19 protein-coding genes are annotated in these 25,351 nt (G+C 75.8%); 9 read left to right on the top strand and 10 right to left on the bottom strand.

Features of this window, described 5'->3' with window-relative positions:
- Positions 1-108: 108 nt before the first annotated feature.
- The 4 genes from WJX68_RS07465 to WJX68_RS07450 are packed head-to-tail and all read left to right on the top strand — an operon-like array spanning position 109 to position 2,646.
- Complete coding sequence (locus tag WJX68_RS07465; protein ID WP_340287375.1) at positions 109-726, top strand: hypothetical protein; 618 nt, start codon at positions 109-111, stop codon at positions 724-726.
- The gene (locus tag WJX68_RS07460) at positions 723-1,034 is read left to right on the top strand and encodes a transcriptional regulator (protein WP_340287374.1); all 312 of its coding nucleotides are present in this window, start codon (positions 723-725) and stop codon (positions 1,032-1,034) included. The genes WJX68_RS07465 and WJX68_RS07460 overlap by 4 nt, the downstream gene beginning before the upstream one ends.
- Positions 1,031-1,906: an ABC transporter ATP-binding protein gene (locus tag WJX68_RS07455; protein ID WP_340287372.1), complete on the top strand. Its 876-nt coding sequence runs from the start codon at positions 1,031-1,033 to the stop codon at positions 1,904-1,906. Before WJX68_RS07460 ends, WJX68_RS07455 begins: the two co-directional genes overlap by 4 nt.
- Complete coding sequence (locus WJX68_RS07450; protein ID WP_340287370.1) at positions 1,903-2,646, top strand: ABC transporter permease; 744 nt, start codon at positions 1,903-1,905, stop codon at positions 2,644-2,646. Before WJX68_RS07455 ends, WJX68_RS07450 begins: the two co-directional genes overlap by 4 nt.
- 4 nt (positions 2,647-2,650) lie before the next feature.
- Here the strand turns inward: WJX68_RS07450 and WJX68_RS07445 are convergent, their stop codons facing one another.
- Positions 2,651-3,241 (bottom strand): DUF1707 domain-containing protein, encoded by a 591-nt coding sequence (locus WJX68_RS07445; RefSeq protein ID WP_340287369.1) that lies wholly within the window; start codon positions 3,239-3,241, stop codon positions 2,651-2,653.
- A gap of 18 nt (positions 3,242-3,259) precedes the next feature.
- On the bottom strand, positions 3,260-5,056 hold the full coding sequence (locus WJX68_RS07440) for a hypothetical protein (protein ID WP_340287367.1): 1,797 nt from the start codon (positions 5,054-5,056) through the stop codon (positions 3,260-3,262).
- A 52-nt stretch (positions 5,057-5,108) separates the two neighbouring features.
- On the opposite strand from WJX68_RS07440, the gene WJX68_RS07435 reads away from it, so the two are divergent.
- Complete coding sequence (locus tag WJX68_RS07435; protein WP_340287365.1) at positions 5,109-6,506, top strand: decaprenylphosphoryl-beta-D-ribose oxidase; 1,398 nt, start codon at positions 5,109-5,111, stop codon at positions 6,504-6,506.
- A gap of 19 nt (positions 6,507-6,525) precedes the next feature.
- Positions 6,526-7,281, top strand: coding sequence for a decaprenylphospho-beta-D-erythro-pentofuranosid-2-ulose 2-reductase (locus tag WJX68_RS07430; protein WP_340287363.1), 756 nt, complete (start codon positions 6,526-6,528; stop codon positions 7,279-7,281).
- 4 nt (positions 7,282-7,285) lie between these two features.
- Here WJX68_RS07430 and WJX68_RS07425 read toward each other — a convergent pair whose 3' ends face one another.
- From WJX68_RS07425 to WJX68_RS07415, 3 genes are all read right to left on the bottom strand, one after another.
- Positions 7,286-7,936 (bottom strand): nitroreductase family protein, encoded by a 651-nt coding sequence (locus tag WJX68_RS07425; RefSeq protein ID WP_340287361.1) that lies wholly within the window; start codon positions 7,934-7,936, stop codon positions 7,286-7,288.
- A 10-nt stretch (positions 7,937-7,946) separates the two neighbouring features.
- A complete protein-coding gene (locus WJX68_RS07420; RefSeq protein WP_340287359.1) occupies positions 7,947-8,633 on the bottom strand; it encodes a class I SAM-dependent methyltransferase in 687 nt (228 codons plus the stop codon).
- Between the two features lie 132 nt (positions 8,634-8,765).
- On the bottom strand, positions 8,766-10,871 hold the full coding sequence (locus WJX68_RS07415) for an acyltransferase family protein (protein ID WP_340287357.1): 2,106 nt from the start codon (positions 10,869-10,871) through the stop codon (positions 8,766-8,768).
- Positions 10,872-11,201: 330 nt separating this feature from the next.
- Between WJX68_RS07415 and WJX68_RS07410 the strand changes: the two genes are divergently transcribed.
- Positions 11,202-14,426 (top strand): arabinosyltransferase domain-containing protein, encoded by a 3,225-nt coding sequence (locus WJX68_RS07410; RefSeq protein WP_340287356.1) that lies wholly within the window; start codon positions 11,202-11,204, stop codon positions 14,424-14,426.
- 49 nt (positions 14,427-14,475) lie between these two features.
- Complete coding sequence (locus WJX68_RS07405; protein ID WP_340287354.1) at positions 14,476-16,374, top strand: glycosyltransferase; 1,899 nt, start codon at positions 14,476-14,478, stop codon at positions 16,372-16,374.
- On the opposite strand, the gene WJX68_RS07400 is transcribed toward WJX68_RS07405, so the two are convergent.
- The 5 genes from WJX68_RS07400 to WJX68_RS07380 form a co-directional block, all read right to left on the bottom strand.
- A complete protein-coding gene (locus WJX68_RS07400) occupies positions 16,331-16,990 on the bottom strand; it encodes a hypothetical protein (RefSeq protein WP_340287352.1) in 660 nt (219 codons plus the stop codon). The two genes, WJX68_RS07405 and WJX68_RS07400, sit on opposite strands and share 44 nt — an antisense overlap.
- A gap of 51 nt (positions 16,991-17,041) precedes the next feature.
- Positions 17,042-19,966: an arabinosyltransferase domain-containing protein gene (locus tag WJX68_RS07395; RefSeq protein ID WP_340287350.1), complete on the bottom strand. Its 2,925-nt coding sequence runs from the start codon at positions 19,964-19,966 to the stop codon at positions 17,042-17,044.
- Positions 19,963-21,939, bottom strand: coding sequence for a glycosyltransferase (locus WJX68_RS07390; protein WP_340287348.1), 1,977 nt, complete (start codon positions 21,937-21,939; stop codon positions 19,963-19,965). Before WJX68_RS07390 ends, WJX68_RS07395 begins: the two co-directional genes overlap by 4 nt.
- Positions 21,940-22,136: 197 nt before the next feature.
- A complete protein-coding gene (locus tag WJX68_RS07385) occupies positions 22,137-23,252 on the bottom strand; it encodes an iron-containing alcohol dehydrogenase family protein (protein WP_340287346.1) in 1,116 nt (371 codons plus the stop codon).
- Complete coding sequence (locus tag WJX68_RS07380) at positions 23,249-24,361, bottom strand: mandelate racemase/muconate lactonizing enzyme family protein (RefSeq protein WP_340287344.1); 1,113 nt, start codon at positions 24,359-24,361, stop codon at positions 23,249-23,251. The genes WJX68_RS07385 and WJX68_RS07380 overlap by 4 nt, the downstream gene beginning before the upstream one ends.
- Positions 24,362-24,536: 175 nt before the next feature.
- On the opposite strand from WJX68_RS07380, the gene WJX68_RS07375 reads away from it, so the two are divergent.
- Entirely contained in the window at positions 24,537-25,328 is a 792-nt protein-coding gene (locus WJX68_RS07375; RefSeq protein ID WP_340287342.1) for an IclR family transcriptional regulator, read from the top strand.
- Positions 25,329-25,351: the final 23 nt, after the last annotated feature.

Here is a 25,351-nt window from a genome sequence, read left to right as displayed (position 1 = left end):
GCCGGGGCGTCCCTCCCCCCGGGGCGGCCGCGGACCCGCGCACTGGCGTCGCCAAGCACTTTGCGGTACAAACTAGATACACACGCAAACCACTTCGCAGGGGGAACCATGATCGACCGCAGGTCCACCGACCTCGACGAGCAGCCGCCGTCCTCGCCCGCCGAGGCGCTCGCGATCGTCGAGCGGGAGCAGGCCCGGCACGCACCGGACCTCGCGCCGTTCTTCGTGCTCTGGGGGCTCGCCTGGGTGGCCATCGGGCTCGCCTGGTTCGGCTCGGGCTCGGGCCTGTGGTCCGCCGCCGTGGCCGGGATCGTCACGGCGGTCGCCGTCGCCGGGGGGATGGTGGTGAGCGCGGTGCTGGGGTCCCGGATCGACCGCGGGGTCTCCGGGCCCAGCCGTACCGCCGGTGCGCGCCTGGGCGTCGGCTGGGTCGTCGCGATGGCCGCGACCGGAGCGGTCGCCGTGGGGGTCGTCCGGCTCACCGAGCCCGGGTCCGCGGTCGTCGCCGCCCTGTTCCCGACACTGTTCGTGCTGGTCGTGGGCGTGATCTACATGATGACGGGGGCGCTGTGGCGCTCGCGGCCCGACTTCGGCCTCGGGATCGCGCTGCAGGTCGTCGCGGTGGCCACGGTGTTCACGCCGCTGCCGTGGAACAACCTGGTCATGGCCGTGGGCGGCGGCGGGTCGCTGGTCGTCGCCGGGCTGCTGCGGCGGGGCCGGCGATGACCGAGCTCGATCCCGTCATCCACGCCCAGGCGCGGCTGCGCGTCACCGCGACCCTCGCCGCGCTCGAGGAGGGGGACCGCATGAGCTTCCCCCGGCTGCAGGAGCTGCTCGACATGACCGCCGGCAACCTGTCGACCCACCTGCGCAAGCTCGAGGACGCCGGCTACGTCGTCATCACCAAGACCCACCAGCGCCGCACCCCGGTGACCTACGTCGAGCTGACGCGGACCGGGCGGCGGGCGTTCGAGGACTACACCGCCGCGCTGCGGGCCCTGCTGGACCCGACGGCGTCGGAGGTCGGGTCGTGAGCGCGCCCGTGCAGCTGCGCGGCGTCACCCGGCGCTACGGCGACACCGTCGCCCTCGACGACGTCGACCTCGACCTGGAGGCCGGCAGCCTCACCGGCCTGCTCGGCCCGAACGGCGCCGGCAAGTCGACGCTGGTCAACCTGGTCTCCGGCCTGCGCCGCCCGGACCACGGCACCGTGCGGCTCTTCGGCGGCGACCCGCGCGACGCCGCGAACCGGGTCGCGCTCGGCACCACCCCGCAGCAGACCGGGCTGCCCGACACGCTGCGCGTCGGGGAGATCGTGCGGTTCGTCGGGGCGCACTTCCCCGATCCCGTCCCGGCCGGTGAGCTGCTGGAACGCTTCGGCCTGTCCGGGCTATGGCGCCGTCAGGCCGGCGGGCTGTCCGGCGGGCAGAAGCGCCGGCTCGCCCTGGCGCTCGCGTTCGCGGGCCGGCCGCGGCTGGTGCTGCTGGACGAGCCGACCACCGGGCTCGACGTCGAGGGCCGCCGCGCGCTGTGGGATGCGGTGCGCGCCTTCCACCAGGACGGCGGGACCGTCCTGCTCACCACCCACTACCTCGACGAGATCGAGACCCTGGCCGAGCGCGTCGTCGTGCTGGCCGGCGGGCGGATCCGCGCCGACGGCGACGTCGACGCCGTCCGCGGCGCCGTCCGGGCCGGGCGGGTCAGCTTCCGCACCACCGTCGCCGTCCCGGACCTGCCGGGCGTCGAGCACGCCGGACGCGACGGCGACCGCGTCGTGCTGCACACCACCGACCCGGACGCCCTGGTCCGCGCCCTGGTCCGGCACGACGTGCCGTTCACCGACCTCGGCGTCGCCCGCGCCTCGCTGGAGGACGCGTTCCTGACCCTCACCGGAGGCACCCGATGAGCAGCATCACCGCCGCCCACGCGCGGTACCTGGTCCTGGAGCAGCTCCGGATCCCGGTGGCCGTGCTGTCCACGGCCCTGTTCCCGGCGCTGACCCTGGTGTTCTTCGTGCTGCCGTTCGACTGGGGCTCCGACCCGGTCCAGGTGACGCGATCGGTCGCGCAGCTCGCGCTGTTCGGCGTGCTCAGCGGGTTCCTGTTCACCTTCGGCGTCGGCGTCGCCGACGACCGGGAGAAGCCGTGGGACCCCTACCTGCGCACCCTGCCCGCGCCGGCGTCGGCCCGGGTGGTGGGCCGGCTCGCGGTCGGCGCGCTGTTCGCGCTGCTCGGGATGCTGCCGGTGATCGTGCTGGGGGCGCTGTTCACGCCCGCCACGGTCGCGCCGGCGCGGCTGCCCCTGACCGTGGCGGCGCTGCTGGTCGGCGGGCTGCCGTTCCTGTTCGGCGGGCTCGCGATCGGCTACTCGCTGCCGACGAAGGCCGCGCTGCCGGTGACCCAGCTGGCGTTCTTCCCGATGGCCTTCGGCGGCGGGCTGCTGCTGCCGCCGGAGATCTTCCCGTCCTGGCTGGCCCGGGCGACCGAGGTGCTCCCGACGCGCGGGGCGCGCGACCTGCTGCTGTGGGCGCTCGGCGGGAGCGCGCCGAGCGGGCTCGCCGTGGGCGCGTTCGTGGTGTGGACGGCCGGGCTGGCGCTGCTGGTCGGCTGGGCCTACCGGCGCGACGAGGGCCGCCGCTTCCGGTGAGCGCTCAGAAGTGGCGGCCGGCGAAGGTGTAGCGGGTGCGCACCGTCACCGAGCCGGCCGCGGTGCGGCCGTAGATCCGGAAGTGCGGGCGCCCGTGCACCGAGCGGCCGGGCACCTTGGACCGCACCGAGCCGTACTGGGAGACGAGCCCGTCGACGTCGGCGGTGGCGTTCTCCGGGACGAGCACCCGGGCCGAGCCGGCGCCGAGCTCCAGCTCGACCTCGACGACCGGCATCGGCAGCCGCGCGTCGCAGAAGTCGAGCAGGACCGCGCCGAACGACGTCTGCACCCGCAGCCGGGCGGGCACCACCCAGTCGCCGCGGCGCTTGACCCCGCCGACGCCGCCGCGCAGCACCGTCGGCGGCCCGACCGGGGTCGCGAGGACGTCCGCGGACAGGTTCAGCGGGTCGCCGGGCAGGTCGGACAGCACCGGCAGCAGGTCGGAGCCGAACCGGGCGCCGTAGACGACCGACAGGCGCTCCTGGAGCTCGTCGACCGAGATGCGGCCCTCGGCCATCGCCCGGTTCAGGCGCTCCGCGGCACGCTCGCGGTCGGCGTCGGAGATCCTGATCTCGGGGCTCCGCGGACCGGTCACCTGACCAGGGTAGATCGGTCAGCCCACCGGGGCCGAGGCGGGCAGCCGGAAGAGCAGCACGCCGCCGTCGGGCGTCCCCGGGTCGCCGGTGACGCGGCGGGTCCAGGCCAGCGCGCGGGCCTCGTCGCCGCCGGCGTACCCGGGGACGAACACCACCGCGGTCACGCCGAGGTCGGCCAGCTCGCGGCGGGCCGCGGCGGTGTAGGCGTCGCTGGGGTCGTTCTTGCCGTCGGCCACCCACTGCGCCCCGACCTGGTAGCGGTTCCAGCGCGACTGCAGGACGACGTCGTCGTCGGGGTCGGAGGCGATGAAGTAGCCCCCGCGGATCCGGAACGCCGGCCCGGACGCGGCCTGCCAGCGCAGGCCCTGGGCGCCGTCGTCCCAGGCGGCGGTGATCCGCGGGTAGATCTCCGCGACGTCGGACGGGCCCAGCGGGGCCGCCCCCGCGGCGAAGAACGCCGGGACCGGCGCGGGCCGGACCTCCTGCGCGTCGGCGGGCAGCCAGCTCAGCAGGGCCAGCGCCGTCAGCGAGACGGCCCCGACCAGCGTCGCCGGGGTGTCGAGCGGCATCCGGTCGATCCACAGCGCGACGACGACGGCGACGCACATCGCCGTCACCACCTGGATGCGGACCGGCTCGATCTCCGAGAGCAGCGGCACCTCGGCGAACACCAGCCACGGCAGCGGGACCTGCGTGTACTCCCCGAGCACCACCACCGAGGTGCCGAGCGAGGCGACCCAGGACAGCAGCCCGACGACCGCGACGACCCGCAGCGTCGTCGACCGGACGACGGCCACGGCCACGACGACCAGCGCCAGCAGCGCGATCCCGACGTAGCCGCCCTGCTCGCCGATGTGGCCGGACAGGTGCTCCCCCGTGCCGTCCGGGACCGGGCGCAGCGCGGTGAGCCGGGTCGGGACCAGCAGGTTCGCCAGGTCCCCGCCGGTGGCGTGCACGTTGCGGATCGCCGAGCGCGGGCGGCTCGGCCCGGCCAGCACCAGGTACAGCGGGTAGGCGCCGAGCACGAGGAACACCCCGACGCAGGCGAGGCCGGCGCGGACCAGACCGGGCAGCTGCGCCCGGACCCGGCCGGGGAAGCGCAGCGCGAGCACCACCGCGGTGAGGACCAGCATGATCACCCCGACGGCCAGGGTCTGGGTGTAGAGCACCAGCTGCCCGGCCAGCGCGAGCCCGGTCAGCGCCCCGAGCAGCCACGGCCGGCGCAGCGGGCCGCGGGCGAACAGGTGGTGCGCCAGCAGGAGCAGCACCGGGGGCAGCACCGACCACGTCAGGTTGAGGTGCCCGGCGATCGCGTGCGCCAGGTGGAACGGGGAGAACGCGTACAGCGCCCCCGCCGCGGCGCGGGCCGTCCACCCGCGGCCGGTGCCGCCGACCCAGGGGCCCAGCGCGGCGACGAGCAGCAGCCCGGACACGACCGGCCCGAGCACCAGGCCCGCGTTGACCGCCGCGGTGGACCCCGCCGCCGCGGTGACCGGCGACAGCACCAGGCCGAGCAGCGGGACCGCGGTGTTCCACATCGCGTTGAGCCCGTACGGCCAGTGCATCCAGTCCGTGACCAGTGGGTTCTCGCCGTGCGTCACGGCGAACGGGAACCAGTTCAGCCACCACGCGAACATGTCCGCGTCGGCGGTGACGTGCCCGATCAGCAGCCCCGCCGGGTCGGCGAGCACGCGGCGCTGCAGCCAGAGCGACCCGAGCAGGTAGGCCGTTCCGAGCAGCACGTACCACCCCGCGGTCGCACCGCGGCGCTGCGCGGGCGGCAGCGGGAGGCGGACGTGCCGTTCGTCGAGCACGGGCCCAGGGTCGCACCCGTCACGGTCGGGGGGTCTCGCTACCCTGGCCGGGATGACGGACACGACCGTTCCCACCAGCACCAGGTCCGACGCCCCGGCGCGCCGGACCGCGTCCCTGCACGGCTGGGGGCGGACCGCGCCCACCCTCGCGCAGCTGCTCACCCCCCGTGACGCCGAGGACGTGGCCGAGGCCGTCCGCACCGCGGGCGAGCGCGGCGTGATCGCCCGCGGGCTCGGCCGGTCCTACGGCGACCCCGCGCAGAACGCGGGCGGCGTCGTCCTCGACATGCCGGGCATGAACCGGATCCACGCGATCGACCCCGACACCGGCGTCGCCGACGTCGACGCCGGCGTCTCGCTGGACCAGCTCATGCGCGCCGCGCTGCCGCTCGGCCTGTGGGTCCCGGTGCTGCCCGGCACCCGCCAGGTCACCATCGGCGGCGCGATCGGCGCCGACGTGCACGGCAAGAACCACCACACCAAGGGCAGCTTCGGCGACCACGTCGAGTGGCTGCAGCTGGTGACCGCGGACGGCTCGGTGCGCGAGCTGACCCCAGGCGAGGACCTGTTCCGCGCCACCGTCGGCGGGATGGGCCTGACCGGCGTCGTCGTGCGGGCGAAGGTGCGCCTGCACCGGACCGAGTCGGCGTACTTCGTCGTCGACACCGACCGCACCGACGACCTCGACGGGCTGCTGGAGCTGCTCACCGACGGCTCCGACGACACCTACGGCTACTCCGCCGCGTGGTTCGACACCACCGCGACCGGCGCCCGGATGGGCCGCTCGGTGCTCACCCGCGGCTCGCTCGCGACGGTCGACCAGCTGCCGGACAAGCTGCGGGCCGACCCGCTGAAGTTCGACGCGCCGCAGCTGCTGACCTTCCCGGACGTCTTCCCGAACGGGCTGGCCAACAAGCTGTCGCTGACCGCGTTCTCCGAGCTGTGGTTCCGCAAGGCTCCCCGGCGCCAGCGCGGCTCGGTGCAGAACATCACGGCCTTCTACCAGGTGCTCGACGTGTTCGGGGACTGGAACCGGGTCTACGGCTCCAAGGGCTTCCTGCAGTACCAGTTCGTCGTCCCGATGGGCGAGGAGGCGGCGCTGCGCCGGATCGTGGAGCGGATCGCGCAGTCCCCGCACAAGTCCGGGCTGAACGTGTTCAAGCGCTTCGGTGAGGGCAACGACGCACCGCTGTCCTTCCCCACCAAGGGCTGGACGATCACCGTCGACTTCCCGATCGCACCGGGCCTGTCGCGCTTCTGCACCGAGCTCGACGAGATGGTGCTGGCCGCCGGCGGGCGGCTCTACCTGGCGAAGGAGTCGCGGACCTCCCCGGAGGCCTTCGCCGCCGGCTACCCGCACTTCGCCGAGTGGAAGGCGATCCGCGACGCCGCCGACCCGGCGGGCGTCTTCGCCTCCGACATGTCCCGGCGCCTGCGCCTGACCCTCTGACCTGGAGTTCTGTTACCCGATGATCGACGCCGTGGGCAACCCGCAGAGCATCCTCCTGCTCGGCGGCACCTCCGAGATCGGCCTCGCCACCGTGCGCGCCTTCGCCGCCGACCGCCCGCTGCGGGTGGTCCTGGCGGCCCGCCCGGGCCCCCGCCTGGACGCCGCCCGCACCGAGCTCGAGGCGCTCGGCTGCGGTGTCGAGACCCTCGAGTTCGACGCCAAGGAGATCGCGACCCACGCCGAGGTCGTGAAGAAGGCGTTCGCGGGCGGGGACATCGACGTCGCGGTCGTCGCGTTCGGGCTGCTCGGGGACAACGAGAAGGCCTGGAACGACGTCGACCACGCCGTCGAGCTGGCCCAGGTCAACTACACCGCGACGGTCTCCACCGGCGTCGCGCTCGCCGAGCGCTTCCGGGCCCAGGGGCACGGCTCGATCGTCGCGATCTCCTCGGTGGCCGGGGAGCGGGCGCGCCGCTCGAACTTCGTCTACGGCTCCACCAAGGCCGGGATGGACGCGTTCTACACCGGGCTCACCGAGGCGCTGCGCGAGCACGGCGTGACCGTGACGATCGTGCGCCCGGGCTTCGTGCACTCGAAGATGACCGAGGGCCTCGACGCCGCCCCGCTGGCGACGACCCCGCAGGCCGTCGCCGACGTGATCGTCGACGCGGTGCGCAACCAGAAGGAGCTGGTCTGGGCACCGGCGCCGATGCGCTTCGTGATGAGCGCCCTGCGCCACGTGCCCCGACCGCTCTTCCGGAAGCTGCCGATCTAGGTCCTCACCAGCCGTCCACGTGCAGGACGGTGTCGAGCGGCTGGCGCTTCGCGGGCTTGAACGTGTCGCCGGTGTAGTAGGCGACCGGCAGCAGCACGCCCTGGCGGACGTCGTCGGGGATCCCGAGCAGCTCGGAGATCTCCTTCTCGTACTGCAGGTGCAGCGTCGTCCAGGCGCTGCCCAGGCCGCGGGCGCGCAGCGCGAGCTGCAGGCTCCACGCGGCGGGCAGCAGCGAGCCCCACATCCCGGCCTGGTTCGACGCCGGCAGCTCGGCCTTCGCCGTCAGGGCGCCGATGACCAGGACGGGCACGTCGCCCATCCGGTCCGCGAGGTACTGGGCGCTGTCGGCGACGCGGTGCTGGGTGGCGTCGCGGTCGGCGTCGCCGCTGCTGCGGGTGGTCGGGTACAGCGAGGAGCTGCGGTAGGCGGTGAACGCCTTGCGGTAGTACTCACCGACCGCGCGGCGCTTCTCCGGGTCGGTGAGGACGATCCAGTGCCAGCCCTGCTGGTTGGATCCGCTGGGGGCCTGCAGCGCGACCTCGAGGCTGTCGCGGACGACCTCCACCGGGACCGGGCGGTCGAGGTCGAGGCGCTTGCGGACCGACCGCGTCGTGGTGAGCAGCTCGTCGGGGCCGAGGGGGAGTACGTCGCTCATGCCCTGCACGTTACGACGGGCGGGGCCGCCTCGCGATGATCACCGCGCGCTCACCGGCCCCGGCCTCCAGGGTGAGACGGCCCGCGGACCGCTGCGCGCGGGCGGGCGCGGTGCGCGGGTCGGCCCAGGCCGGGACGCCGCCGTAGGGACCGCGGGTCAGGCCGTCGGAGCCCTCGCGGACGATCTCGAACCCGGCCTCGACGAGGATCTCCCGGATCCGGACGTGCCCGCGCGGGACGCGGGGCGGCACCCAGCGCGCACCGGACAGCTGCCGGCCGCGGCCCTCCGCGTCGGCCGCGACGACGAGCGCGTGCCCGCCCGGCTCGAGCGCGCGGAACCAGCCGCCCGGGCCGGTGTCGCCGTCCAGCCCGGCGTCGGGGAGGCGGTCGAGCACCTCCACCGCCGTCAGCGACGCGGCGGGCGCCGGCAGCGCGTCGACGCCGCGGTAGACCGGGCAGCCGGGCGCGCCGTGCCGCATCGCGTCGGCCTCGGCGTCCGAACCGGCCAGGCCGGAGGCCGGGCCGAGCCGGGTGAGGCCGGCGAGCAGCGCGCCACCGGATCCCGCGACGTCGAGGTAGGGGCCGCGCCCGAGGTGGTGACGGACCAGGCGCAGGTACCACTGCAGCGCGGCCCGTTCGGGCGGCGCGGTGGTCGCGGGGTCGGGCAGCTCGGCGCGGGGTGGCGTCGTGGGGATCATCGGTCCATCGGGTCGCGGGGACGGCTCGGGTCCCCATTGTCGCCGACGACCGCCCGCGTGACGCGACGGTGCCCCGGACCGCGGTCGCGGCCCGGGGCACGGTCGTGTTCCCCGCTCCCCAGCGGTGGTCGGTCAGGCCCCGTGCGAGGGCTTCTTGCGGCGGCGCCGCGCGGCGGCACCGGAGGCGGCGACGATCGGCGTCGCGGCGCTGGCGTGGGCGTCGTCGCGGCGGCGGGCGCCGCGGCCGCAGTGCTCGGCGCCCGTCCGGCTGCCGGGCAGCGCCGCGGCGGACCGGATCGCCCGCGGCGCGGGGACGACACCGCGGTCGTCGGCCAGCTCGCGGGCGGCGAGCTGCAGCGACCGCAGACGCTCCATGCGGGCGACACCCGACGGTCCGCCGGGGTTCTCGACGAGCGGGGTGAACAGCTCGGTGCCGGTGCCCGGCCCCCCGCTGCGCATCCGGGCGACGGCGACCAGGTCGGCCGCGACGTCGGTGCCGCCGGCGCCGTCGAAGTCGGCGGCCCGGGCGGCGGCCAGGCGCTCCAGCACCCAGCGCGCGGAGCCGGTCGGGGCGGGCACCTCGACCCCGGTGGCGGGGGCCTCCGCGGCGGCGGGGACCTCGGCCGGGGCCTCCTCGGTGCGGCGCGGCGCCCGGGTGGGCGTCGCCGGGGCGGGGACGACGACCGGCTCGGCCGGCGCCGGCGCCGCGGCGGGCGCGGTCGGCTCGGGCTCGGCGACCGGGGCCGCGGGGGCGGCGACGGCCGGGGCGGGCTCCGCGCGGCGGACCACCGGCATCGCGAGGGTGTCGGCGTCGCCGCCGGGGGCCGGCAGCGGCGCCGCGGACGGCGTCCACCCGGACGACGTCGCGACGGCCGGGCCCGCGACGCGGCGCCGCGGGATCACCGGCAGCGCCTCGGTCTCGGGCAGGACGTCCTCGACCGGGGCGGACCGCACCGCCGGGGCGGCCGGGACGACCGGCAGGACGGAGGTGACCGGCTCGGCGGCGACGACCGGCAGCACCGAGGTCTCCGGGTCGCGCCGGGCCTCGTCGGTGTCGACGAAGCGGGGCGCGGGGGGCACGGGCGGTGCGGCCGGGACGTGCGGGGCCTCGGTGCGCGGGTCCTCCGTGCGGACCGGCGGGCGGGCACGCATCCAGCGGCGGGCGGGGCGTTCGACGAGCGAGTAGAGCAGGTGTGCCACGGGCAGAGTCCCCACGAAGACGGTGAGCGCGATCAGGTGCCCGGTCTCCCCGCCGCGCGGGAGGACACCGGAGTCGCTCAGGAACCAGAAGATCTCGAACAGCGGGATGTGGACCAGGTAGAGGGCGTAGGAGATGCGCCCGCCGTGCACCATCGGTCCGCGGGTCAGCAGGTGGTGCACGGGTCCGCGGTCGGCGAGCACGAGGGCCCCGACCAGGACCGGGAACAGCAGGACGGCCAGGCCGTGCAGCCCGCCGCCGGCGACGGTCCCCGCGAGCAGCACGAACGGGACCCCGACCGCGGCGAACGTCGCCGCCGAGGACGCCGTGGCGCGCAGCCGCTCGGTGTCGCGCAGCCGTCGCACCGCGAGCATCGCCAGGACACCGGCGGAGAACCCGCCGAGGATCCGGACGAGCCAGCTGTACGGGTAGTACGGCGAGCCGACGACCAGGAAGGCCGCGGCGACCGGCGCGACGCACAGCAGCGAGCCCGCCGCCAGCACCGCGAACGGCAGGTTCCGCAGCCGGAAGAAGCCCAGCGCGAGCACCGGGAACAGCAGGTAGGCCAGCCACTCGGCGCTGATCGACCACGTCGGGCCGACCCAGGATGCGCCGTCGAGGTAGGGCTCGGTCCACATCTGGACCAGGACCAGCTGCTCGAGCCAGGCAGCGACACCGTAGGACGGCTGGACGGCCTGGTACGCGACGTCGGTGGTCGAGCCGAACACCATCCGCGCGGCGAGCCACACACCGAAGAGGTGGAAGACGACCGCGTAGGCCGGCCACATGCGGGCCGCGCGGGCCCATACGAACCGTCCGGCGTCGCCGGCGCGCAGCCGCGGGCCGAGCTGGTCGAGGTAGGTCCAGGCGATCACGAAGCCGCTCAGGACGAAGAACAGGTCCACCCCGAGAGCACCCTGCGTGACCAACGGGCCGAGCCAGTCGTTCACCCGCTCCACGCCCGCCATCGGCGTGAAGTGGAAGTGGAACGCCACGACCCAGAGCGCCGCGACGATCCGCAGACCGGTCAGCGCGAGCACCTCACCGCCGCCGCCATCTCCACATCGGACGGACGAACCCCGCTGATCGGGGGCGTTCCCGTCGATGACGGACGCCACGGCGGCCGGGTCGGCGGCCGTCGTGTGCGATGCGGTGCAGATGCTCACGACGGGGCCAACGAGAGACGATCACCACCGTCACCGGTGACACCCGAACAGCGCCCGAATGTCGCAACTGGCTACTCCGAGTGACCAGAACCCGGAGTGACCGGACTTGAGACCCCGAGAGGGGGAACTGGGCCGGACGGGTGAGCGGTCGGTGGTCACGGGGGTGTCACGGATGATCACGGGGTGCCGTCTAGCCTCGGTCGGGTGCTGACCGACGCCCCGGAGGCCGATCCCCGCAGCGGGGCCGGACCCCACGAACGCCGGTCGCGTCCGACCGACCGTCTGCTCGCCGCCGGCCTGGGCCTGCTCTCCGCGGTCCTGGCGATCGCGATCCCGTTCCTGCCCGTCGTCCAGAACACCGCGACGGTGTCCTGGCCCAACGCCGTGACCGGCACCGCCCCGGTGAACGCGCCGCTGGTCGCCTACCGCCCGGAGCGCCTCGACGCGACGATCGACTGCGCCGCGATCCGCAGCCTCGACGACCGGACGCCCGGCGGCGCGACCGTGCTGTCGACCACGCCGGTCGGCGCCCCGGACGGCGACACCGTCCGGCTGCGCGTCGCCGTCGCGGACGGGACGCTGACGCTGGACAACCGCGGTCAGCGCATCGCGACCGCGCCGCTGCCCCCGCCCGGCGGGGCGTGCGCGCTGCGCGTCACCTCCGACTCCGACGCCACCGCGGCCACCCTGGCCGGGACCTCGCTGTACGAGTTCGCCGGCGACGGCCGCCCGCAGGTCACCGGCCTCTACTCCGACCTCGACGAACGTCTGGACCCGATGGGTGCGACGAGCGTGCGGTTCGACACCGACAACCGCTACGACTCCGACGCCTCGGTGCTCAAGCTCGTCGCGGGCGGCCTCGCGATCGTCGCGCTGTTCGGCTCGCTGTTCCTCCTGCGCCGCATCGACGACGCCGACGCCCGCCGCGTCGTGCACGGGCGCCGGCTCGCCGTCGGGCTGCGCGGCCGGGACACCGCGCGCGACGCCGTCGTCGTCGCCGTGCTCGTGGCGTGGGCCCTGATCGGCTCGATGACCAGCGACGACGGCTACATCCTCGACATCTCCCGCGGCAACGACACCGCCGGCTACATCGGCAACTACCACCGCTGGTTCGACGTCCCCGAGGCCCCGTTCGGCTGGTTCTACCAGCTGTACTCGCTCTGGAGCGGAGTCTCGGAGTCGGTGCTGTGGCTGCGCGTCCCGGCGCTGGCGATGGGCGTCGCGTCCTGGTTCCTCATCAGCCGCGCGCTGCTGCCCCGCCTCGGCACCCGGGTCCGGCGCAGCCGCTCGGCCGGCTGGGCCGCGGCCGGGGTGTTCCTGTGCTTCTGGCTGCCGTTCAACAACGGGCTGCGCCCGGAGACCGTCGTGGTGATCGCGGCACTGGTGTCGTTCGTGATGCTGGAACGCGCGCTGGCGACGCGGCGGCTGCTCCCGGTCGCCGGGGCGCTGGTGGCGGGCGCGTTCGCCGTCGCCGCCACCCCGACCGGGCTGATCGCGCTGGCGCCGTTCCTGGCCGCGGCGCGCCCGCTGCTGCGCCTGTTCACCGAGCGGGTCCGCAGGAGCGGCTGGGCAGCCACGTTCGGCCCGCTGCTCGCCGCCGGGCTCATCGTGCTCGCCGCGGTGTTCGGCGACCAGACCGTCGCCACGGTCGCCGAGGCCACCCGGGTCCGGCAGGAGATCGGGCCGAACCTGCCCTGGTACCAGGAGCTCGCCCGCTACGACCTGCTATTCAGCGACAGCCGCGACGGCTCGATGCAGCGCCGGTTCCCGGTGCTGCTGCTGTGGCTGTGCATGATCGTCTGCACGATCGTGCTGCTGCGCCGGGGCCGCATCCCGGGCGCCGCACTCGGCTTCTCCCGGCGGCTGCTGACCTCGACCGCGCTGTCGTTCGCGGTGCTCGCGCTGACCCCCACCAAGTGGACCCACCACTTCGGGGCGTTCGCCGCGCTCGCGGCAGGCGTCGCCGCGCTCGCCGCGCTCGCGACGAGTACCGGGGTGCTGCGCTCGCGGCGCAACCAGGCCCTGTTCCTCGCCGCCGTGCTCGCCGTGACCGCGCTGGCGTTCCGCGGGCCCAACACCTGGTGGTACGTCTCCAACTGGGGCGTGCCGTGGTTCGACAAACCCGTCTCGGTGAACGGCGTCCAGGCGACGACACTGCTGCTGGTCCTGGCGTTCGTGTCGCTCGTCGTCGCCGGGGTGGAGCACCTGCGCTCGACCTCCGGGGTGCCGCGCCCGGTGCGCCGGACCCTCGGACGCCGTACCGGACGCATCCGCACCGCGCACGCGGTGCGGCTCGGGTCCGCGCCGATCGCGGTGATGTGCGCGTTCATGGTGCTGTTCCAGATCGCGTCGCTGGCCAAGGGCATGGAGAAGCAGGCGGGCTCGTACTCCCTGGGTGCCGACGTGCTCACCGACCCCACCGGTGCGGACTGCGGTCTCGCCGGGCGGATCCGGGTCGAGACCGACCCGGACGCGAACGTCCTGCCGCCCGCCCCGGAGCCGGCCGGGGTGCCCGATGCGGGCCCGCTCGCCGTGGGCTTCTCCCCCACGGGCCTGCCGCCGACCGGCCCGGGGTCGCTGCGCGACAACACCGGCGACGGCGACGACCGTCCCGGCGTCACCGGAACCGGCCCGCTCGGCGGCCCGGTGACCGGAAGCTGGTCGCCGAACCCGGAGAACGTCGGCGAGTACCGGTCCGGCTGGTACGCCCTGCCCGCCGCGGCCCGCGACGGGAGCGCCCCGCTGGTGCTCGGCGTCGGCGGGACGGTCGGGGGCGGGAACACCGTCACCCTGCAGTTCGCCCGCGACGGCGGGATCGTCGACGAGGTCGAGCCGGGCGGCGCGGTCACCACGACCTCCGATTACTCCGGCGGTGCCTCGGGCGGCCAGGGCTGGCGCGACCTGCGCCTCGACCTGACCGGGCGTCCCGCCGCCGACGCCGACCGGGTGCGCGTCGTCGTCACCGACGTCGGCATCGGCCCGAGCTCGTGGGTGGCCGTCGCGCAGCCCCGGGTGCCACGGCTGACCCCGCTGACCGCGCTCGCCGCCGGCCGCACGACCTACCTGGACTGGGCGACCTCGTTCGTGCACCCGTGCCTGCAGCGCTTCGGGGTGCACCGCGGCATCGCCGACGTCCCGGCGTTCCGGATGCTCGCCGACCCGCAGCAGCGCACCGTTGCCGACGAGTGGGGCCGCAGCCGGTCCGGCGGTCCGCAGGGCTGGCTGGTCCGTACCGGCGCCCAGCGCTTCGTGCCCAGCTACCTGCCCGGCGAGTGGGACTTCGACTGGGGCCAGATCCGGCTCGTCGAGCCCTACGACCCGCGGGCGGTCCCGGCCCCCGTGCAGGACGGCACCCGGACCATGTGGGGCTGGCAGCAGGTCGGCCGGGCCGGGGACCCCTCGTCGGACCCGGCGCCGCTGCCGGGCTGACCGGGCGGCACACTCAGTCGTGTCCGATCCGACACCGAAGGCGAGAACGATGCTCGACACCGCCCGACCCGCCCGCGGGGGCGCGACCGCCCCCGCCGCCGACACCGGCGACGGCTCCCGTCCCGGGCGGCTGGTCGTGCAGCGTGGCCCCTTCACCGGCCCGACGCCGCTGGTGCCCGAGGCCCTCTACGCCGAGGTCCTGCGCGGCGCCGCGCGCCGCGAGCGCGACCGGATCGAGCTGACCCCCGCCACCCACGTCACCACCAACACCTACTGGGGCCGGCTGCACGCCACCTACTGGCAGCGCTGGACCGCGGTGCCCGAGGTGCGGGTGACGCTGCGCGCCTCGGGCCGCGGGCGGGTCTGGCTGATGGCGTCGGACACCAACAAGGTCGCCCGCGCCGTGGACACCGCGGGTGTGGACGGCGAGTCCACGGTCGAGCTGACCGGGGCGGTCGACCGCTTCGTCGACGGCGGCGGGCTGTGGCTGGAGTTCGCCACCGACACCGCCGGGATGACCGTGTCCGGGGTCGAGTGGACCGTCGCGGTCCCCCGCCCGGCCCGGCCCACCTCGATCACGATCTGCACCTACAACCGCGTCGAGGACTGCCTGAACACCCTGCAGGCGCTGCTGGACGACGCGGCCGCACTGGCCCGCGTCGCCACCGTGCGGGTGGTCGACCAGGGCAGCGACCCGCTGGAGTCGCGCGACCGGTTCGCCCCGCTGGCCGCCGCGTTCGGCGACCGGCTCGCCTACCTGCGCCAGCCCAACCTCGGCGGGGCCGGCGGGTTCACCCGCGGCCTGTACGAGGCGACCGCCGGGGACCCGGCCGACGACCACGACGTCCTGCTCATGGACGACGACGTCCTGCTCGACCCGGAGATCGTCGTCCGGCTGACCGGGTTCGCCGCCTGCACCACGGCGCCGACGATCGTCGGCGGGCAGATGCTGAACCTGCTCCACCCCGGGCACGTCCACATCACCGCCGAGTACGCCGAGCCGGAGAAGCTCCGCGTCGGCAGGCCGGTCCCCGGCGCGCTGGAGGAGGGGTACCTCCTGGGCCGCGACGAGCGGCTGCTGCCGATCGTGCAGGAGCAGCGCGTCGACACCGAGTACAACGGCTGGTGGTCCTGCCTGATCCCGGCCGCGATCGTGCGCGAGATCGGCTACCCGCTGCCCCTGTTCTTCCAGTGGGACGACGTCGAGTTCGGCTACCGCGCCCGCGAGCGCGGCTTCGCCACCGTCTCCCTGCCCGGCGCCGGCGTGTGGCACGCCGACTTCGGCTGGAAGGACTGGGACGAGTGGCACCGCTACTTCAACCAGCGCAACGGCCTGATCACCGCAGCGCTGCGGACCGGGTTCGACCGGCGCACCGTGGCCGCGACGGTCGTCGAGCTGCTGGCCCAGTACCTCGTCGCGATGCAGTACGGCCTCGCCGCGACGCTGCTGACCGCGGTCGACGACTTCCTGCGCGGCCCCGAGGTGCTCGACGACGGCTCGGCGGCCGCCGCCGCGGAGATCCGCCGGATCCGGGCCGCCTACCCCGAGACGGTCGCGGTGCCGCTGAACCGGGCCGGGCTCGACGTGCGCGAGTCGGTCGTGCACCTGGCCGGCGGGAAGCCGTCGAGGATCGTGCGGACCTGGGTGAAGCGGGCCCTGCTGCAGGCCACCGGCCGGACCCCGATCCGGTCCGGCATGGTGCCCGCCGGGGAGGCCCACTGGTGGCACGTCTCGCTGTTCGAGCGCGCGATCGTCACCGACATGGCCGAGACCGGCGTCCGGATCCGCACCCGCGACCGGGAGCGCCTGCACGAGCTCACCACCCGCGGTGTGCGGACGGTGCGGCGGCTGTGGCACGAGGGCCCGCAGGTCGCGCGGGAGTGGAAGGCCGCCGAGCCGCGCCTCACGTCGCGGGAGACGTGGACCCGGCTCTACGACCTCGGCTGAGGGTCGCGCGGGTCCGGCCGACCAGCACCGCGACGAGCACGACGACCGACGCGACCGGCGCCGGGTGCCCCAGGGCGAACCCGGCGACCAGGTCGGCGACGACGGCCGCGCTCGCCGCCGCGAACATCCACCGCGGCCCGGTCACCGGCCGCGGCCGGCCCGCCGACCAGCGGGTCCGGCCCCACGGCTTGTCGACCGACAGCCACGCCTGGAACGCGATCGCGGCGACCATGAGCAGCGTCAGCGGCAGCAGCTCGGGGGGCAGCGGCCCGGCCGGGTCGGCGTGCGCCGCGTCGAGCCGGACCGAGATCACCCCGATCCCCAGGTAGAGCTGGACCAGGGTGATCGCGAGCTTCGTCGCGACCCAGCGGTGGTGGAGGAAGCCGTAGGGCGTCGCGGCGGCCAGCACCATGCCGGTCAGCGCCGACCCGGCGGCGAGCGGCGCGAGCAGCACGCTGTCGAGGTGGTGGGCACCGGAGAGGGCGGCGCCGCGGTCGGCGGGGTCGGCGCCGGACACCTGCAGGACGGCGAGCGAGGCGGCCAGTGCCGCCCACCCGACCGAGGTGAGCACGTGCAGCCAGACCGTGATGCGGCGCCAGGTCGTCGTCGTGGGCATGGGCCGAGTCCACCGGCTCCGGCCCGCCGGGGCCTCGGGGTCTCCCCCGGCTCAGCCCAGGAAGTCCCGCCCCGTGTAGTCCCTGTCGGCCAGGGTCGGCAGCCGCTCCCAGCCCCACCGCCGCTGCGTCCCGACGGTGAGGTCCCAGCCGTCGGTCGGGTGGGCGTAGCGGACGCGTTCGACGTGGCCCCAGTCGAACATCGCGCGCCCGGCGGGCGGGTCGAGACGCGAGGGCAGCTCGTCGAACGTCGCGGTGCGGCCGATCCCGGCGAGCACGCCGCCGTTCGCGGCGAGGAAGGCGTTCGCCTCGGTGGCGCCCTCGAGGTCGTCCCCGGTGCGCAGGCGCCACCGCGGTGCCTGCGCGATCCCGTGCGCGACCACGATCTGGTCCTGGCACGGCCACAGCAGCGCCGCTGCCTGGTCGGCGAAGACGGGGTCCCCGCCCAGCACGGCGGTGGCGACGCGGTCCCGGGCCGCGTGCGGGGCACCGACGGCCAGCCAGGTGTCGGCGCCGTCGAGGGTGTCGTCGACGAGCAGCCGGGCCCGGTCGGCGGGGGCGGGCAGCGTGACCCGCAGGTCGCGCCAGTCGGCGACCTTCTCCCCCGGCAGGGTGGCCGCGACGGTGCCGGCCGCGGTCTGCACGCGGACCGTCTGTCCGTCGCGCAGGTCGCCCGTGGCCGGCACGAGCAGCTGCGTGGTCCCGGCGGGGAGCGGGAACCAGCCGGCGTCGAGGGTGCCGGTGCCGGCGTCGTCGGTGTGCCACACCGGCCCGGGCAGCGCCGGGCGGTCCGGCGCCTGCCCCTCCCGCATCACCCCGGTCAGCCGCGGCGGCTCGGTGGGGAGCGCGGCGGCGCCGTCGGGGACGGTGACCGTCACCGCGCCCGCCAGGCCGCAGCCGTCGCCGGCGAGCATGGCGAGGTTCATCGACGCGACCGACGCCCCCGGCGCCTGCTGCACCGGGGCGACGGCGAACACGACCAGCATCAGCGCGACCCCGCCGGCCGCGGCGGTGCGCAGCACCGTGCGGTCCGGGCGGGCGGTGCGGCCGCGCCGCCGGGCCCACCACAGCGCGCCCAGGGCGACGAGCAGCCACAGCAGCGGGTTGCGCAGGTACAGCGGCCCGAGGTGCGGGGCCAGGACCTGCTGGTGGATCGGGGCGTCGACGACCGCGTGGTCGCCGAAGGGCTGGCCCCAGTCCGAGACCGGGCGCCAGAGGTTCGGGCCCGCGTAGACCACCGCGGCGACGAGGCCGAGCACCGCGGTCCCGGCCGCGACGAGGCGGGCGGGCGCGCGGCGCGGCAGCGGCCCGCGGGCCAGCGCGATGCCGAGCAGCAGCGTCGCGGGCGCGGCGACCGCGCCGAAGTGGTTGACCCACTTGGTCGGGCTGACCGCCACCGCGACGAGGGCGAGCGCGGTCGCGGCGAGTGCGAACCCGAGCGCGTCGCCGACCGGGCCGCGGGCCCCGCGCCGGGTCGCGAGCCGTACCGCGCCGAGCGCCAGCACGGCGACGGTCAGCAGCACCGGCAGGCGTCGTCCCCAGGTGCCCTGGTCGTCGGGTCCGAGCAGGTTGGCGTAGTGGACGTACTCCGAGTACCACTGGTACTGGAAGTAGTACCAGCGGTGCACGGCGAAGGACTCGCGCACGTCGGCGAGGGTCTGGTCGGCGAGCCCCAGCGGGACGACGACGCTCGCCGCGGCGAGCGCGACCGCGACGGTGGCGAGCCGGGTCGTCCACGGCGCGTGCACGAGGTGCCACCACACCAGCGGCAGTGCCAGCAGCAACGGGACGGCGGCGACCAGCGCGGTCGGCGCCGTCGTCACCCCCAGCACGGCGACGACCACGGCCGGTGCCAGCAGCCCGACCGCCCCGGTCCGCCGGGCGGCGGCGACGAGCAGCAGCACCCCGGCGGCCGCGGCGGTGCCGGCCGGCTCCGGGCGCAGCGTGATGCCGTAGGGCAGGAACCACGCCAGGTGCGCGACGGCGAGCGCCGCGACCACGCCCGGCCGGGTGCCGGCCCGCCCCGCCAGCACGGCGAGGGTGCAGCGCAGCAGCACCCAGGTCAGCAGGCCCAGCAGCACCGGGACGACCCGCAGCGGGCCCAGCCCCCAGCCGAGCACGGACCCGGCGGCCTGCAGCAGGTACTGGCTGGTCACGAACGGTGCCTCGGTGACGTTCAGCTGGTAGACCGCGTTGCCGATCGTCCCGGTCGCCGCGCCCTGGCGGGCCATCAGCGCGTACCAGGAGTCGTCGATGTTCAGCGGTCCGAGGACCGCCCAGACGGCGGACACGAGCAGCACGACGACGTCGGCGATCCCGGGTCGGACCGGGGCGGCGAGCACCGGCCGGGTGCCGGTCCAGGTCCGGACGGCGAGCGCCAGCGTCGCGGCCAGCGCGAGCAGGTGGGCCAGGAGCAGCGCGGTCTTCAGCGGCGTCGGCGTGGACTCGTAGCGGGCGTCGGTGTGCAGGGTGACGGCGAGCCCGGCCGCCGCGGGGCCGGTGACGTCGGTGGCGAGCTCCGCGACCTGCGGTGGGGGGAGGTCGAGGCGCTCGGCGAGGATCGCGCCGTCGCGGGCGAGCACGGTGCCACCGGGGGCGGAGCTCACCTCGAACACGCACCCCGACGCGGCGGGCGCGGTGGCGAGCACCCGGTCGCCGGTGCGCAGCGTCAGCGTCCCGCCGGACACGCTCGCGACGAAGCCCGGCGCCGTCACCGGGTTCTCCTCGGCGGCCGGCATCGTGCGGAGCACGTCGCCCTCACCGAGCGCGGCCGCGGCGGCGCACGGCACGGTCGCGGCGAACTGCAGCGGCCGGTACGGCGACAGCGGCAGCACCGTCGACGCCGGCGCCTGTCCCGCCCGCGGCCAGGTCACGACGGGGTCCTCGGCGTCGACCGGTGCGAGCGCGGCCGCAAGGCCGAGCAGGCAGGTGACGACGCCGAGCAGGAGCAGCAGCGGGCCCCGGCGGGCGGAGCTCACTCGAAGATCTGCTTCCACCCGTCCTTGCCGGTCAGCGTGGGTGCGGCCGCGCGGTAGCGGGCCCGCAGGCCCTCCCAGTCCGCGGCGACGGCGCGGTGCAGCCGGAACGACTCGGCGACCATCTGCCGGAACATGGCCGGGTCACGACGGCGGAAGGTGACACCGCGCCCGTCCGGGGTGGACACGGTCGCGGAGTCGAGGCCGGCGAGGACGAACCACTGGGCGTTGCGCCACGGCACGTTGCGCTGCGGGCGGTCGCGCAGCGACGGGTCGGGGGTGCGCAGGTTGCGCAGGACCCCGCGGGCCAGCCCGACCGCGGCCCTCACCCGGCCCGCGGGGGGCTCGGGGAACAGCTGCGCACCGAGCGCGTCGAGGTCGGCGAGCGGGACCTCGGTCGCGGAGTCCAGCGGGCGGCCGTCGTCGTACTGCGCGCGCAGCGCCCGGATCTCGTCGAGCACGACCGGCAGCTTCGGGAACAGCGCCTCGGGGCCCGCGAGGAAGTCGGTGAAGCCCTTGATCTGCAGCGCGACCGCCGAGTACTCCATGAGCATCAGGTGGCGCAGCGTGCGCTTGAAGGTCTCCTTCAGCATCGCGCGCGGGTCGTCGGGGCCGTGCAGGGCGGCGGCGACGAGCCGGTTGCGGTAGTGGAAGTAGGCCTGCCAGTCCGAGGAGTCGTCCTTCTCGATGAAGGACATGTGCCAGATCGCGACCCCCGGGACGGTCGCGGTGCGGAACCCGGCCGCGCGGGCGCGCAGGCCGTACTCGGCGTCGTCCCACTTGATGAACAGCGGCAGCGGCAGGCCCAGCTGCTCCGCGGCGCGGCGCGGGATCAGGCACATCCACCAGGCGTTGTAGTCGACGTCGACGCGGCGGTGCAGCCAGCGGGTCTGGCGCAGGGTGCGGGCGGCGAGGTCGTGGTGGGCCTCGGTGTCCGGGGCGGGCCGCCACAGGAACTGGTTGCGGTCGACGACCTCGCCCATCGTGGACAGCTGCGAGCGGGCCTGCAGCGACAGCATCTGGCCGCCGACGAGCATCGGCTCGCGGGCGAACCGGCTGAACGCGACGGCGCGCAGCACCGACTCGGGCTCGAGCAGGATGTCGTCGTCCATGTAGAGGACCTGCTCGCAGTCGATGCCGCCCGCGTGCGGGCCGGTGCCGTGCAGGACCTCGTACATGATCCGGGCGTAGCCGCCGGAGCCGCCGAGGTTGGGCTGGTCGATGATCCGCAGGCGGTCGCCGAGCGCGGCCGCGGCCTGCTCGTAGCCGGTCTCGTCGCGGACCTTGCGGGTGCCCTGGTCGGGCAGGATCACCGCGGTGACCGCCTCGAGGACCTGCGGGTCGGAGCCCAGGGCGGTGAGCGTGGCGACGCAGTCGGCGGGCCGGTTGAACGTCGGCATCCCGACGACGACGGCGGCCCGGCCGGGGGCGTCGTGCGGGGCGTGCCAGCCGCCGCCGTGCAGGGTGAGCTCGGCGTCGTCGGTGGACAGGTCGAACCAGTACCAGCCGCCGTCCTCGAACGGGCGCAGGTCCAGCTCGAGGGTGACCCGGCGGCGCCCGGAGACGACCTCGCCGGCGACGACGATCTGCGACCCGTCGGCCTTGGTGCGGTAGACGTCGACGCGACCGGAGCCCTCCAGGTCCAGCCGCAGCTCGACGGCGGTCAGCGTGGACCAGGCGCGCCAGTAGCCGGCGGCGAAGGCGTTGAAGTAGGCGCCGAAGGAGACCTCGTTGGCCGCCGGGACGGTGACGCCCGTGCGGTCCAGGATGCGGGTGCGGCGGCCGCCGATCGTGGAGACCGTCAGCGACAGCGGCCGGTCCTTCTCGCCGGGCAGCGGCTCGACGGGGGCGAGCGTGGTGCCGGGACGCTCGTCGAGGTAGAGCGCGCGGACGGCGGTCGGGTCGGCGGGGCGGGGCAGGACCACCCGCTGCAGCAGCGTCTCGCCGCTGGTCGTGGCCGGGGTGGTGGGGGACACCTGACCTCGCTGGTCCGTCGTGGTCATCGCAGGAGTTGCCTCTGTTCGCGGTGGTCGCGGGCGGCGGCACTGCCGGTCCGCCCGGGCCGGGTGGAGTCGGCCCGAGCGTAGCCGCGGGCCGTGCGGGGCCGGGGAGGCGGGCGGGCGCGGCGGGGATCTCGACGCGGTCGCCGCCGCGGGCCCACGCCTGCGGCGCCCTACCAGGCCTGGTCGAGGATCTGCCGCACGTCGTCCCCGGTCGGGGTCCGCGGCGCGTTCGCCGTCACCGGGTCCCGCACGGCCGCGGCGGCCAGCACCGGCAGCAGGTCGCGGTCCACCCCGAGCTCGCGCAGCGGGCGGCGGACCCGGATGCCGTCGACGAGCGAGGCGGTCCCCGCGACCGCGTCGGACACGCCCAGTGCGGCGGCGGCGCGGGCGTAGGCGGGGGCCGCCGCGTCCGCGCTCCAGCGCATGACCTGCTCGTTCACCGCGGCCAGCGCGACACCGTGCGGGGTGCCGGTGTGCGCGGTGACGGCGTGCGCGATGCCGTGGACCAGGCCGAGCCCGGAGACGGTCAGGGCCTGCCCGGCGAGGTGCGCGCCGAGCAGCAGCCGTGCGCGGGCCTCGAGGTCGGTGCCGTCGTCGACGGCGACCGGCAGCCAGCGCCCGACCAGCGCGACCGACTGCGCGGCGGCGGCCTCGGAGATCGGGTTCGCGCCGCGGGAGGCGAGCGACTCCACGCCGTGGACGAGCGCGTCGAAGCCGGTCGCGGCCGTCGCGGCCGGGGGCAGGCCGACGGTCAGCTCCGGGTCGAGCACCGCGACCCGCGGCCGTACCGACGCGTGGCCGAGGTAGACCTTGCGCTTGGCGCAGGTGTCCTCGACGACGCCGAAGCCGTTGGTCTCCGCGCCGGTCCCGGCCGTCGTCGGGACGGCGATCAGCGGCAGCCCCGGGGTCGGCGAGGACCACAGGTCGTCGGTGGCGCGGGCGCCGTGGTGGGTGGCGAGCAGCGCGATGCCCTTGGCCGCGTCGAGGACGGAGCCGCCGCCGACGGCGACGACCACGCAGCCGCCGAACGCGCGCAGCGCCGTCGCGCCGTGCTCGACGGCCGTGGTCGACGGGTTGGGGCCGATGCCGTCGAACACCTCCGACCACAGCCCGGCCGCGCGCAGGCCGGCGACGACGCGGTCGACGATGCCGGTGGCGCGCAGCCCGGCGTCGGTGACCACGAACGCCGCGGTCGCGCCGAGCCCGTCGACCAGTGCGGGGACCCGGGCGACGGCGCCGGGGCCGAACTCCACCGCGCAGGTCGCCTCGACCGTGAACCCGTTCACCGGTCCCGCCACCGTGCGATCGCCTCCTCGTCGAGGGTGAGGCCGAGCCCGGGTGCGGCGGGCACGGCCAGCGTGCCGTCCGGACCGACGGTCAGCGGCGCCGACATCGGGAAGTCCCGCCGTGCCGGCGTCCAGTCCGGCGGGTCGTAGGGGAACTCGAAGTACGGCCCGCCGCCCACCCCGGCCGCGACGTGCAGGTTCGCGAGCACGCCGATGCCGTTGGTCCAGCTGTGCGGGGTGAACGCGCGGTGCCGCAGCAGGGCCAGCTCGGCCAGGGTGCGGACCCGGCTCATCCCGGCGGCGAGGACGACGTCGGGCTGGTGGACGTCGAGGACGTCGTCGTCGAGCAGGCGCAGCAGCTCGCCGAAGGAGCGCTGCATCTCCCCCGCCGCGATCCGCAGGCCGGGGTTGTCGGCGCGCAGGGTGCGCATGCCGTCGGCGTCGGCGTAGGGCAGGGGCTCCTCGACCCAGAACACGTCGAGCTCGGCGAGGCGCCGCACCAGGCGCCGGGTCGCGGCGAGGTCGGTCGCGGGCGCGACGTCGCCGGCCATCCGCCAGGCCTGGTTCAGGTCGACCATGATCGCGAAGCCGGGCCCGAGCGCCTCGCGGACCGCCGCGACCGCGGCGACGCCCTCGTCGACCCGGTCGCGGTCGATGCGGATCTTGCACGCGCGGAAGCCCTCGGCGGCGACCTGCAGCGCGACCTCGGCGCGCTCGGCCGGCGGGCGCAGCACGCAGAACGACGCGTAGGCCGGCAGCGCGTCGTACGTCCCGCCGAACAGCGTCGCGACGGGCAGCCCGGCGACCCGGCCGACCAGGTCCCACAGCGCCGCCTCGAGCGGCCAGTAGAAGCCGCCGTGCAGGGCGCAGGTCTCCAGCACGCGGACGTGCCGGGCGATCGCGAGCGGGTCGGTGCCGACGAACAGGTGCCGGTAGGCGTCGAAGCCGTCCATGGTGTCGCCGGAGCCGATGCCCACGACACCCTCGTCGGTGTGCACGCGCACGACGGTCGCGTCGAAGACGGTGCGGGGCGCGGGATCCCAGGCGGCGTGCAGCGGCGGTTCCAGCGGCAGGCGCAGCCGGTCCAGCGTGATGTCGGTGATCCTCATGGGTCCGTGGGTCGGCGGCGGGGAGCTGGTTCCGGCCCGGGACGCGGTCGGGGGGAGACGCGTCCCGGGCCGGTTGATCGACGAATGTAGGAACGCGGGCGCGGGGCGGCCAGCCGTGGGCCCCGATCGAGATCGGGGTTGCGCTCACGGCAACCGTCGTCGCTACCGTTGCGGGATGCACACCGGCTACGGGCTCGGCCGCGACATCGCCCTGCTGGAGGCGCTCGCGTCGGACGAGGCCCGGCGCACCGGCGGTCTCGGCGTCGCCGCGCTGGCCAGGGCGACCGGCCGGGAGAAGAGCCAGGTGTCGCGGGCGCTGCAGGCCATGGCCGGGCACGGCCTGGTCGAGCGCGACGCCGACACGCTCGTCTACCGGCTCGGATGGCGGCTGTTCTCGCTGGTCGCGCGCGGGTCCGACAGCCGGCTCGGCGCCGTCGCCGAACCGGTGCTGCACCGGCTCGCGGTGGAGCTGGAGGAGACGGTGCACCTGTGCGTGCTGCGCGACGACGCGTTGCTCACCGTCCGGACGGTGTCCGGGCACTCCTACCGCACGACCGGCTGGGAGGGCCGCCGCGCGCCGCTGCCGTGCACGTCGGCGGGACGGGTGCTGCTCTCCGACGCGACGCCGGACGAGCTGTTCGTGCGCTTCGGGGCCGTCGAGGACCTGGTCCCGGACTACCCGGGGTCGCGGGTGCACACGGTCCCGCAGCTGTGGCGGGCGGTCCGCGAGGCCGCCGAACGCGGCTGGGCCTGCTCCCGCGACGAGTTCGAGCCGGGCGTCGCGGGGGCCTCCGCCCCGGTCCGCGACTTCCGGGGCCGGGTGGTCGCCGCGCTGAACGTGTCCGGCCCGACCGGGCGGGTCGCCGACCGGCTCGACGAGGTGGGCCGGGCCGTGGCCGCGGCGGCGGCCGCCGTCTCCGCGGAGCTGGGCTGGTCCCCGGGTGCCGCGCCCCGCGCGGGGGCGTGAGCCGCGGCCCGGGGACGCCCGGG

It is taken from the genome of Pseudonocardia spirodelae, from assembly GCF_037727765.1.
GTDB classification, from domain to species: domain Bacteria; phylum Actinomycetota; class Actinomycetes; order Mycobacteriales; family Pseudonocardiaceae; genus Pseudonocardia; species Pseudonocardia spirodelae.
Note: the sequence above shows the minus strand (reverse complement) of the source record. Positions and strands in the feature narration are given on the sequence as shown.

What these genes read in the sequence shown, in the direction of transcription:
- WJX68_RS07420 (WP_340287359.1), bottom strand. Translation starts at nt 8,633, where the DNA reads ATGATCCCCACGACGCCACCCCGCGCCGAGCTGCCCGACCCCGCGACC.
- WJX68_RS07430 (WP_340287363.1), top strand. Translation starts at nt 6,526, where the DNA reads ATGATCGACGCCGTGGGCAACCCGCAGAGCATCCTCCTGCTCGGCGGC.
- WJX68_RS07400 (WP_340287352.1), bottom strand. Translation starts at nt 16,990, where the DNA reads ATGCCCACGACGACGACCTGGCGCCGCATCACGGTCTGGCTGCACGTG.
- WJX68_RS07460 (WP_340287374.1), top strand. Translation starts at nt 723, where the DNA reads ATGACCGAGCTCGATCCCGTCATCCACGCCCAGGCGCGGCTGCGCGTC.
- WJX68_RS07375 (WP_340287342.1), top strand. Translation starts at nt 24,537, where the DNA reads ATGCACACCGGCTACGGGCTCGGCCGCGACATCGCCCTGCTGGAGGCG.
- WJX68_RS07380 (WP_340287344.1), bottom strand. Translation starts at nt 24,361, where the DNA reads ATGAGGATCACCGACATCACGCTGGACCGGCTGCGCCTGCCGCTGGAA.
- WJX68_RS07435 (WP_340287365.1), top strand. Translation starts at nt 5,109, where the DNA reads ATGACGGACACGACCGTTCCCACCAGCACCAGGTCCGACGCCCCGGCG.
- WJX68_RS07450 (WP_340287370.1), top strand. Translation starts at nt 1,903, where the DNA reads ATGAGCAGCATCACCGCCGCCCACGCGCGGTACCTGGTCCTGGAGCAG.
- WJX68_RS07405 (WP_340287354.1), top strand. Translation starts at nt 14,476, where the DNA reads ATGCTCGACACCGCCCGACCCGCCCGCGGGGGCGCGACCGCCCCCGCC.
- WJX68_RS07425 (WP_340287361.1), bottom strand. Translation starts at nt 7,936, where the DNA reads ATGAGCGACGTACTCCCCCTCGGCCCCGACGAGCTGCTCACCACGACG.
- WJX68_RS07465 (WP_340287375.1), top strand. Translation starts at nt 109, where the DNA reads ATGATCGACCGCAGGTCCACCGACCTCGACGAGCAGCCGCCGTCCTCG.